Genomic DNA, 10147 nt, shown 5'->3' with positions numbered 1-10147 from the left:
ACATTTGTTTTTGAATGTATTGTTGTCGTGCTTGATTACAAGCGGAAGGTACGATTATATTTTGATACACATAACAGTAAGTGGCGGATTGCGATATAAAAGCGCTTGCCCGCTCTATCTCTATAATGTTTAATCCGCATCTATTCGCAAATAGTATTTTCCGCAATGTAAACAGCGGAACAAGTAACCACAAAGACTCCCATCTTTTACCAGATACTCACGTGCATTATCATATCCATCAAAAGAGCCGTCTGCTTCAAAAAGATCATCCGCAATGCCTAGTTCATCCAATTCTTTTGTCCCTACCGTACCAATATATTCGCAATAATCATTGCAACAAACCGCCCAGTTTTCACCTTGCCAACTCACATATCCCGGCGTCCTACAAAATAATTCTTCTGTAGCAGCTTCATTATCTATCGAATCAGCGTCCTGAATAAAAGAACCATCAAACTTTTCAGCCGCTTTGCCACTTGCAACACAATCCATGCAGATACAATCTACCTTCGCCCTTGTATACATATGCTGAACATAAGCTTCTACTTCCTTGCCACAACAATTACAAACACCCTTGCTAAACTTTACTTCTCCACTTTCATAAACATTGGGGTGATATTTAAACTTAGGTAATTTATTCTTATCCATATAACGCGTCTCCATTCATAAAATCATTTACGTGCCTCTCTCCTAGCATCTCTGACTTCACTTTCTATTGAACCACGAATAACTGCTCCCAAAAATATGATCAATGCAGCTATTCCTATAAGAATTACCATCACTTTCCACGAAGTATATAAAACCATTTGAATGATTTTAATATTTACGAAATATTCTCAATGCCCCCTCAAATCAAATTCACTAGATATCCCATAATAGTCTCCCCAAGTATATAAAATGTAATAATTGTCACTATCAATGTTTGTGTCAAAGTACACAATCTGCGTTTCAATTTGTTTTATTTCGCTATCACTTTGAGGTTTAACATGATATTTTTCATTAAACTGAGCATAGTATAAATTTAAATCATCTTGTGACAACTCACTTTTTATTAATAGCGCACCAAAATATTGCATTCCATTGCCATTTCCGCACAGTTTCGCCGCCATAGATTTTTCTTCAACTATTACTGTTTTTTCGGGAAGAGGAATCTGTTGTAATTCATTTACAATATTTTTTGCGACATGATCATTATTGATAGGACACAAAATATATAGCAAAAGTACTCCTGCTATTATTAATGCGGGAATAAATTTAATAATTTTTAAAAAAACTTGATTTTTCAATATAGTTTCTCCTCGTATAATTACAGTGTATCAGTTATTATATTCAGAAAATGAATTAGGTTATTTTTCAAGGTAAATGCAATTTTAAATGCATTTACTCTGACCGGTATATGGTGTTGCATCTAGTTTGAAGAATATGGATATAAAAATGGCTCAGCCAAATCTCTTAATCTGACTGAACCATAATATTACAATACTGAAATATCAAGTTCTGCTTCAAAAGCCTTCTTCTTACCTTCACATTCCTGTATTGCTTTTTGTATATTTTTTTTAGCAACTAAGAGTTCAGACATGAATTTTTCTGTATCCTTAAGGTTTTTCCGAATTCCCACAACAATCTTCTTCCGATGTTCCTCCGCTCCTTCGTATATATCATTCCCGTATATCTTAAGTGGAGTCATGTCATAAGTCTTTGTTGGTTCATAAACGTCCTTAACAATACTCTCGTAATCTAATTTTATTACTTTATAACTTTCTTCAAGCATAATGAGGTCGTTCTCATATTCTTTGAGCTGTTCATCGAGTTTCTTTATTTCTAGACGTTTTTCACTTCGATTCAATGTCCTACCTCCGACAATATATACAAAAACACTTAATTCTTACATTACTCGTTTAGCTGATTGCAAATAGTTAAAGCACGATTGTAATATTGTTTTAATTCTTCTACCGGAACATAACCTGTAACACTTTCATATGCTTCAATGGCTTTTTGCTCAGCATCTATCCATCCGGTAGTAACCAAAGATGATCTATCAAAATTATTATTGCATATAAAAAACATGCCCGAATGCATATTTTTTTCTGTTCCGTCGTCTGCTATTAAAGTTCGAGTATCATCGTAACTGCCTTCAATTTGTTTTCCATCTTTATCTTTGTTCTGTACGCTAACTGTAAGCTCTCCCTTTTTTACTTTTTTATCAGGTTCTTCAACAACAATTTCATATTTTATAAATTTGACCTTTGCAATGCCAAGGGTATAAAAATATGTAACAGCTCCTTCTTTTATAGAAAAGTTTTTATACCCAGAGAACTCTACAGATTCACCAGCTTTATTAGCTTTTTCTGTTATCATTTCTTTTTTATAGTTAATAAAAAAATATATTGCTACCGCTATAATAAATGCGAAAAATACAATACATATTATTTTTTTGAGTACTTTTTGTGGCATGTTTATTCTCCCGCTAAAAAAATTATTTCCAGTCTATTCCGCTTTCGTCGGCTATATAATCAAGAAATTCCTCTTTTGTCTTCTTGACTTTAGTAAGATTGGTCTTAGAGGTTGCTGTTATGAGAAGCGCAGAAGCGGTTTTATAATTCAATTTTGTTTTTAGTACTGTCATTCCAATTTTAGCATTACCATAGCCCATGTTTTGCAAAAATTCTGTTGCTTCATTAATAGAACCATCACAAACATCTATATTATATTCAACCATGGTGTTCCATATATCACCATCTTCACTTTTTTTCATACGATAATATATATTGTATGCTGAAACATCTGACATTTTATCATCATCACCCATACTTCCGGAATATACATCACCTTTAAATCCTACAAGTTCACCTACGTTATCGTCTAATGTAGCTGCACCTTTATAGATATTGTCATCTGCCATCACCGAATATATAGCACATTCATGCGCAAAATCACGCTTTTCATTTTTTTGGCAAGTATTATGTTGATTATTTACCGCATCATAAAGCGCTTTACCATCTGCGCCAATAGCATCAAAATATGCAACAGCTTCACTTGGAGACATTTTATTATTTCCCATAAGTTTAAATTGCCATGAATCTGCCGAATATTGAGTGAACAAACACGCAAGTGCAGTATAAAAAGAATCAGCTTTTTCTCTGTTTCCTGTTTTTTCTGCATCTTTATAATGTTCACAATGCTTTAAATATGCATCATTAAAAAGCTTCGATTCTTCTTTGCTAAATCCATATAATTTTTCCATAGATTCTATGTATTTAACTTCATTTATTTCAGCATTTGATTTTATATTATCAATAGAAAACTTTTTCTTTACCAAAGACCATTTTCTAGGCGTTTTATACCTTGGTGAAACAAGGCTTATTCTATTTGAAGCCATCAATCTCGGCGCCAAATTAATTGAATTCAAAGTTGCATCTGTTCCGAGTGCCACAAGACTTATCGTCTGCTTATCAATTTCAACAGCATGAGAATGTATTGAATCAAGTCCTGCCGCTTTATCTGATATTTCTTCTATATGTCCCTGAATAGCATCCTTAATACCTGAATTAAACAGACGATTGCTTGCTTCGTCGTCGAATTCTTCAACCTTCTTTATGCAATCATAAAGAAAACCTCCGGTGCCGCAAAATTCATCATAGTCAGCTAAAGTATCCCTTACATATACTTCTTCTATGTCTCCGCAGTATTTTCTGAATTTATCGACATCTTCCATTGTTTTCTGCTGGATTGCAAAAGCCAGACTTTCATACTCTTCAAGCTGCCTCTGAAAACGTGTTTTTGTCCTTCCTACTACATCGGTATCTATCTTAGCATCATCGGCAGGATCGACCATAACCTTAAAAGTTTCATCAAGATCAACGTATCTCTTGATCATTTCCTTTGAAAGCTCGTATTGCTGGCGGTTAAATTCAGACTGCTTCGTGCCTATAAATCTCTTAGTAGCTTCAGCGCCTCCGCCTACGAATGTCTCGTTATTCTGATATTTTTCATAGCCTGATTGAAGATAGCCTATGCCTTCCATATAATTATGAGCTGCATTTTCAAAAGTTTCTATAAAATCATGTATCTTCTTAGTATCCCAACTTTTTCCCATTATATTAACTCCAAATTTTTCATGCGTTATCTCTTCGCTCCCTTTCACGGATTTCTTCCTCAAGAGCTGCTATTTCTTCTTCACATTCTCTGATAAGTTCCCGGAGTCTTTCCATTACTTTTTGCAGATCATTCAGGTGCTCTGATGTATTGCTCAGTATTATGCTTGTCTTTGAACATAGATCATTTCTGAAACTATCTGCGTCTTGTTCAAGTTTTCCATACCAATCGCCGGAGCTTGTCATATCATAGGCTTTATCCGGCTGATATATCTCTTCCTCTATAATTCTGCGTTTCTGATTGATAAAATCGTATGCTTCTTCGCACTCGGTAAGATCACGTTCATATTCTCTTTTTTCATGTTCCTTCTCTGCTAATCTTGAATGAAGTCCCATCTATTACCTCCGCTTTGTTTCTACAGTAAGCCCTTCGCTGAGGATCCTATCCTGCTCGATCATACTGTCTCGGATTGTTAGAAGTGCTCTTGGAAGACATTCAGAAGCTTCATGCCTGTATGTGTCTGTGGATTTATAGAAAAGTTTAAGAATCTCATTCATCTCACGTCCAACATTCATGCCTTCAAAAACATTCACCTTGCTGAGTGGATCCTTTGAAAGAACACAATTAGCTGAAGTGGTCTGTATCTCATTAACAATATCTGTAAACACCCGCGTGTCTATGTATACGCTTTTTTCTGCCATAAGAATAGCTCCTTATTATAAAATAATTATTAACATCTTATCATGTGAGATAGTCTTTATCAATGTTAATTCGTCATCCGGGTGTTCTTTTTTAGAATATTAGAAAAATAGTGGGATAGGAGCTTCTATATTTCGGAATAGGTCTATAGATGTTTTTATGGAAATTTATAATTCTATCGGATATAAATAGGATTCAGATTGATTTCACTTTAAGAATGTGTTAACGTTATTTTGTTATAAATTCCCAGCTCAGGCCTTATATATTTCTAACCTTAAAATATATAAGCCTCCAAGATGTTCTATATGCCATATAGAACGCAAGAACCTATTAGCCACTCCTCTATGCTAATAGGTTCTTTTTTTAATTTTGATATTTCGCGATGCGCGTTTATATTACCGCTTACATTTTTTATTAGAACTTTATTGAAACATCCGTGTCAAAGGTATATTATATTTATACCCGAACGTTAGTTCTTTTTTTGATTGAGGTTATATGTTATGAGTAGAGTGATTGAAACTGTAGACGTCATCTGCCAGCACAAGTCGAACGGTGAAGTAATTCCCCTCCGCTTCCGGCTGATGAACGAAGACGGACAATATGAAAATTATACGATAAAAGGTTATAGAACAATTACCCATCCGGGGCCTTATACTACTCCGGACGGGCTCTATGTTTCTTACTCCACATTTGTTTTTGAATGTATTGTTGTCGTACTTGATTACAAGCGGAAGGTACGGTTATATTTTGATACACATAACAGTAAGTGGCGGATTGCGATATAAAACACCTGCACAGAATCCATTCTGTACAGGTGCCAATTTCTCTAATATTACTTTAAATCTCGCTGATTTAAACTGAGCCATCCACAGATATCCTTATGGAAGATGTATATCAAGCTCGTATTCTACATACTTCTCACTTTCAATGGATAAATCCATGGTCCAGCTTATTTCACTATTAGAAACCTTAAATGAAGAGTCATATATGGTAAAACCCGAATGGGGCGTTTGCTTATCTGTACTTACTATTTCCACCTTAAAATTTTGCTCTTTAAGACTATCCAGATACTCTGCAACACCATCTGTAACTGTAGCCTTTCCCCAATTTTTGAGTTTTGGTTTGTTTGAAATTCCATCCACATTAATATAGTATACAGTACTGTCTCCCTTTGAATCATAATCCCTGCCTAATTTACTGCTACGATCAGGTAAAACCACTTCTGCTTTTTTTATCTCCGTAACAGATTCAGGTTCTGTAGATGAAGAATCAACAGAATTTTCTTCGGCTTTCGCCTCTTTTTCTGCACTTGCATCTGATGAATCTTGTGTTTCCTCTTTCAGCGGCGGCGAAGAAGTTTGCGTTGTAGCCTGAACCGCATCATTCTTCCCCACTGTTATTACTATTTTTTTATTTGCATTTACTTTTGTTCCTGCTGATACGCTCTGTGAAACCACCTTCCAATCAGAGTTATCCCAAATATAACTTCCATCTTGAGTTTTACTTTCAACATCTGAAAATTCAGCATTTTTCAGAGTCACTAGCGCATCTGCCAAATTATTAGCCATTAAATTCGGCATCTCTACCATTCCCGTATATATAAAATCAAGCTGAATCTTGCCTTCACTGTTGAACGAAGCTTGTTTGACAATCCATAGTTTTTTCTCATTTTCATCCATAGTTGATATCTTATTGGTCATATACATATTCTTAGCGTAATCAACATATAGAATCTCATTGTTTAACTCCTTTGCTTTTTTAGCTGCATCATTCATATTTAATGACACATAATTTGAAGACAGGTAAGCTTCCTTTTTTACGCTATTCAAAACAATTTTCGTGTTCTTATCTACTTTTGTTCCTGCAGAAACACTCTGTGCTGTCACTATCCAATTAGAATCCATCCAGATATCATCGGAAGGTTCTTTAACTACATTGGTAAATCCAATTCCGCCAAGCACAGATAAAGCTTTATCAAGCTGCATACCAACAACATTCACCACTTCAAAAGAAGTATCCGCAATGCCATTATTAAGCACAAAATTGTTCAACTCGATATCTTTGTTATTAGAGTGTAATCTTCCGCTCAAAGTCGAATCAGTCGTGATATTTATCTTCTTTTCAGAAAATACTTTGTTATCAGTACTCTTATAGAATGTTGCAGTATGCTCTCCTTCCTTTAACTTTGTCGAATAGGTAAAATTCTTACCATGAGGGATTGTATCTATCTTTTCCCCATCTAAATACACTTCTATATCATACGTTGCCAAAAATATATTCTGATCAAATGACAAATCAAAATACAACTGAAAATATACTTTCCGACATGTCAAAACTATTTCTTCCGCCTTATCCAATTGTGAGCCCGGAGAAACATTCTGCCCTACAACCAGCCATTCAGAAGTATCAAGTATACTTGTGGAATCATTTGATTCATACCTGACATTGACAAAATGCTTGTTAGCAAGATCCTCTATTGCCTTATCCAAAGCAACATTCTCCATACTATCGTAAACTATAGCCGAATCTGCTATTGATTCACTTGTCCCAAAGGAAGTAATATCCAATGAATCATTAAAACCAAGCGTAAATACTATACTCATATCAGCATTTACATTAACGTTCTGGTTGAGATCATTAAGAATAGCATCATCTACTTTAAATGAAATAACATGATTCCCTTCTTCAACTTCTGCTAATTCCGTATAATATTTACCATCTTCAAATTTATGGAATGGCTGTTCATCAAGGTATAATTCAATGGAATGGTTTTGAAAGACATCTTCAGAAGAAGTAACATTTACGTCAAAATAGAGCTTATGCATCACAATCACAGATTCTTCTGATGAAGCTACGTCACCTTCACTATCAGATTCTTGATTTGTTCCCTGTTCTGATGATTGCACCATAGAAGTTTTAGAATTTTCTTCGCATCCCGCTAGAATCAATAAGCTCAATAAAAAAATGACTATGATACGAACGCTGTATTTCATAACGAATCCCTCATATATTTCTCTCACAAATACAATAAGTTTCTTAAAATACCCGTACATAGAAAGACATTTATATTATCTCATCATATCCTAAAAGCATTTATTAAAATACGATAAAATAATAATATTAACCCTTATTGTCCCCCACATTTTTTGTAAAATGATATTAAAAAAGAAATGAGAGATATCATGTAGAAATTTTTTCAATAGGAGGTACGCTATGCCAAGAAGCGACGCAAAGAGACGAGCCGATAATAAATACAATTTAGCTCATTATACGGTACTTGGTTGTAAAATGAAGATACCGGAAGCAGAAGCGTTTAAAAAGGCTTGTAAAGATGCAGGAACAACCCCTAATGCAGTTTTTAGAGAAGCTGCAGAGAAGTTTATGAAAGATTTAGAGAGGGACATATAAAAGCAGCTACCTCATTTGAGATAACTGCTCTATGTAATAGGCGATTATTATATTTCAGCTTGAACGATATGCCCGAAGTTCAACTCATCTTTATATAAATCATAAATATAAGCAGAGCTTTCACGATAAAGCCCTGTTTCTACATCTTGAAGCTTATCAAAAACCTCTGATTCATAAAAGAAGTTCATAGCCTCGTCATATTCTACGTTCTGATCTTTCGAGATCATTTCAACAATATCCTGAATAGCATACTCTATTAGTTGCTTTTTCTCATTCATAACTAATTTTCCTCAATAATGAAATAGCTGCAGGTGTATGGAATGAATACTGTGAAGATGTCTTTTTATATATCATGCCTTTAAGAAGCGTATCAAAATCTATATTCATATTGTCTAAACAGCATTGCCATATTATCATCCGCAACAGGTCCAATTACGATATCATACTTAGAATCGAAATTGCACAATGGATCTGAATAATTCTCAAAGCCTCTATTCCTATTATTCATTACAAAACGAGCCCAATCTTCCGTTGTTTCTTCACCAAAATTTTTGATTCTAAGACTAGAGGAATCCAAAAAAGAATCATATAGTTCCTCCATTTCTCCGGCAAAGAGCTTGTAAATCTTCAACCACATTATCAAATGATAAAAGATGCTCTTCCTCATAGAAATCCTTCAGGAACTCTATTCCCTTGAAATCTCGAAGATATCTATATGCTTCTTTAACATTTAAATTAAAAGCTTCAGCAAACTCATTAACACATGCAATTGTATAATTTATCAATCTTCTCTGATAGCTCATAGCATTTCCTCTTCTAACAATCTTCTATTTAATAATACCATTACCTATTGTATTTATCTACTTGTTTGGTCTTTCTGCAATCATCAAAAAGCAGCTTCTCTCTCGAAATAACTGCTCCAAAAATCAAAACCACGGTGTTGATTGTCAAGTAAAATTGACCCTCCCCCTCCCCGGGTCAATTTTAAGTGTAAATCAATATATCGCCGTCTTCATATTAAAAAGAAAGAGGCGATTACTTGCTTTGTGGCTTTTTCACCTCTTCCTAAAAACACAATATTTTAATTGCTCTATATAATCTTATTCCAAACTCAATCCTTTAAGAAATCTCTTTAAATCTCTTTTTGAATAGCACACACCGATTATCTTTACCGATGCATTTTCTATATCTATCCAAAAATAAACCATATAATTCCGCACTTTGATTTTTCTAATACCTTCACTGTGCCATGGTTCATCCTCTACCAAAAACTGCCTCTCAGGATTACTGCTTATTGTTTGAAATGCCTCCTGAAGTTCATCAACAAACACTTCCGCAGCACCTGGCTCTTGGAGATCCACTGCAATATAATATGCAATATCACGAATTTGTTCTTCTGCTTGCGGCGTCACTATAATGCAATAATTATTCACCTAGTCCACTCCTTAATGCTGCTTCTTACATCTGCAAGCACATCTTCCGCACTTCTGCCCTCATTAGCTTTAGCCTGCTCAAGTCCTTTTCCCATCATTGCATCAAATCCTTCTTTTGTCATTTCATCCAATGCAACAGGCGCCTTATGAAGTGTAAGTGAAAACGGAATTCCTTTTGTCATTATGATCTGTTTATAAAGCATATTTATAACAACAGAAGCCGGCACGCCAAGCTCATTAAGAATACTCTCCGCCTCTTCTTTTACATCAGGTTCAACTCTTGCCAATACATTTGCTGTTTTTGCCATAAAGCTCACCTCCTTCTTAATTGTATTCTAACGTATAACTAATCGATATACAAGTCTCAAAAGTCCACCAAATAAATCCCCACGGGGGACCCCCATCATCAACATTAGGAATCTGTAGACGTCATCTGCCAGCACAAGTCGAACGGCGAAGTAATTCCCCTCCGCTTCCGGCTGATGAACGAAGATGGCCAATATGAAAATTATACG

Annotated in this window: 16 protein-coding genes; 2 read left to right on the top strand and 14 right to left on the bottom strand. The window is 34.9% G+C overall.

What is annotated here, in order from left to right; genetic code table 11:
* Positions 1-129: 129 nt before the first annotated feature.
* The 7 genes from DL92_RS0117675 to DL92_RS0117645 all read right to left on the bottom strand — a co-directional run bounded on the left by DL92_RS0117675 (position 130) and on the right by DL92_RS0117645 (position 4793).
* Positions 130-645, bottom strand: coding sequence for a CbrC family protein (locus tag DL92_RS0117675; RefSeq protein WP_026668465.1), 516 nt, complete (start codon positions 643-645; stop codon positions 130-132).
* A gap of 188 nt (positions 646-833) precedes the next feature.
* Positions 834-1283: a hypothetical protein gene (locus tag DL92_RS0117670; protein WP_034469715.1), complete on the bottom strand. Its 450-nt coding sequence runs from the start codon at positions 1281-1283 to the stop codon at positions 834-836.
* A gap of 188 nt (positions 1284-1471) precedes the next feature.
* Positions 1472-1843, bottom strand: a complete 372-nt coding sequence (locus DL92_RS0117665; RefSeq protein ID WP_026668463.1) for a hypothetical protein — start codon at positions 1841-1843, stop codon at positions 1472-1474.
* Between the two features lie 44 nt (positions 1844-1887).
* Complete coding sequence (locus tag DL92_RS0117660) at positions 1888-2451, bottom strand: hypothetical protein (RefSeq protein WP_026668462.1); 564 nt, start codon at positions 2449-2451, stop codon at positions 1888-1890.
* Positions 2452-2473: 22 nt separating this feature from the next.
* Positions 2474-4093 carry a hypothetical protein gene (locus DL92_RS0117655; RefSeq protein WP_155841221.1) on the bottom strand — a complete coding sequence of 540 codons (1620 nt, stop codon included), beginning with the start codon at positions 4091-4093 and terminating at the stop codon, positions 2474-2476.
* Positions 4094-4112: 19 nt separating this feature from the next.
* Positions 4113-4487, bottom strand: coding sequence for a hypothetical protein (locus DL92_RS0117650; protein ID WP_026668460.1), 375 nt, complete (start codon positions 4485-4487; stop codon positions 4113-4115).
* 3 nt (positions 4488-4490) lie between these two features.
* Positions 4491-4793 (bottom strand): hypothetical protein, encoded by a 303-nt coding sequence (locus tag DL92_RS0117645; protein ID WP_026668459.1) that lies wholly within the window; start codon positions 4791-4793, stop codon positions 4491-4493.
* Between the two features lie 498 nt (positions 4794-5291).
* Between DL92_RS0117645 and DL92_RS0117640 the strand changes: the two genes are divergently transcribed.
* Positions 5292-5576 carry a hypothetical protein gene (locus DL92_RS0117640; RefSeq protein ID WP_026668458.1) on the top strand — a complete coding sequence of 95 codons (285 nt, stop codon included), beginning with the start codon at positions 5292-5294 and terminating at the stop codon, positions 5574-5576.
* A 93-nt stretch (positions 5577-5669) separates the two neighbouring features.
* Here DL92_RS0117640 and DL92_RS0117635 read toward each other — a convergent pair whose 3' ends face one another.
* Positions 5670-7784 carry a PASTA domain-containing protein gene (locus DL92_RS0117635; RefSeq protein WP_196803726.1) on the bottom strand — a complete coding sequence of 705 codons (2115 nt, stop codon included), beginning with the start codon at positions 7782-7784 and terminating at the stop codon, positions 5670-5672.
* A 220-nt stretch (positions 7785-8004) separates the two neighbouring features.
* On the opposite strand from DL92_RS0117635, the gene DL92_RS0117630 reads away from it, so the two are divergent.
* Positions 8005-8199, top strand: coding sequence for a hypothetical protein (locus DL92_RS0117630; protein WP_026668456.1), 195 nt, complete (start codon positions 8005-8007; stop codon positions 8197-8199).
* Between the two features lie 47 nt (positions 8200-8246).
* On the opposite strand, the gene DL92_RS0117625 is transcribed toward DL92_RS0117630, so the two are convergent.
* From DL92_RS0117625 to DL92_RS21380, 6 genes are all read right to left on the bottom strand, one after another.
* Positions 8247-8477, bottom strand: coding sequence for a hypothetical protein (locus DL92_RS0117625; protein ID WP_026490285.1), 231 nt, complete (start codon positions 8475-8477; stop codon positions 8247-8249).
* A 92-nt stretch (positions 8478-8569) separates the two neighbouring features.
* Positions 8570-8800: a DUF3990 domain-containing protein gene (locus DL92_RS21640; protein WP_051625410.1), complete on the bottom strand. Its 231-nt coding sequence runs from the start codon at positions 8798-8800 to the stop codon at positions 8570-8572.
* Positions 8784-9002: a DUF3791 domain-containing protein gene (locus tag DL92_RS0117615; RefSeq protein ID WP_026668455.1), complete on the bottom strand. Its 219-nt coding sequence runs from the start codon at positions 9000-9002 to the stop codon at positions 8784-8786. Before DL92_RS0117615 ends, DL92_RS21640 begins: the two co-directional genes overlap by 17 nt.
* Positions 9003-9299: 297 nt before the next feature.
* The gene (locus tag DL92_RS0117605; RefSeq protein ID WP_026668454.1) at positions 9300-9632 is read right to left on the bottom strand and encodes a type II toxin-antitoxin system RelE/ParE family toxin; all 333 of its coding nucleotides are present in this window, start codon (positions 9630-9632) and stop codon (positions 9300-9302) included.
* Positions 9629-9940 (bottom strand): type II toxin-antitoxin system RelB/DinJ family antitoxin, encoded by a 312-nt coding sequence (locus tag DL92_RS0117600; RefSeq protein ID WP_026668453.1) that lies wholly within the window; start codon positions 9938-9940, stop codon positions 9629-9631. Before DL92_RS0117600 ends, DL92_RS0117605 begins: the two co-directional genes overlap by 4 nt.
* Positions 9941-9967: 27 nt before the next feature.
* A partial coding sequence (locus DL92_RS21380; RefSeq protein ID WP_034469713.1) for a hypothetical protein occupies positions 9968-10147 on the bottom strand: 180 nt, incomplete at its 5' end.

Origin of the sequence: Butyrivibrio sp. AE2005, from assembly GCF_000686965.1 — a bacterium.
Lineage (GTDB): Bacteria > Bacillota > Clostridia > Lachnospirales > Lachnospiraceae > Butyrivibrio > Butyrivibrio hungatei_A.
The sequence above is the reverse complement of the archived record's forward strand: the minus strand, read 5'-3'. Positions and strand labels throughout refer to the sequence as shown.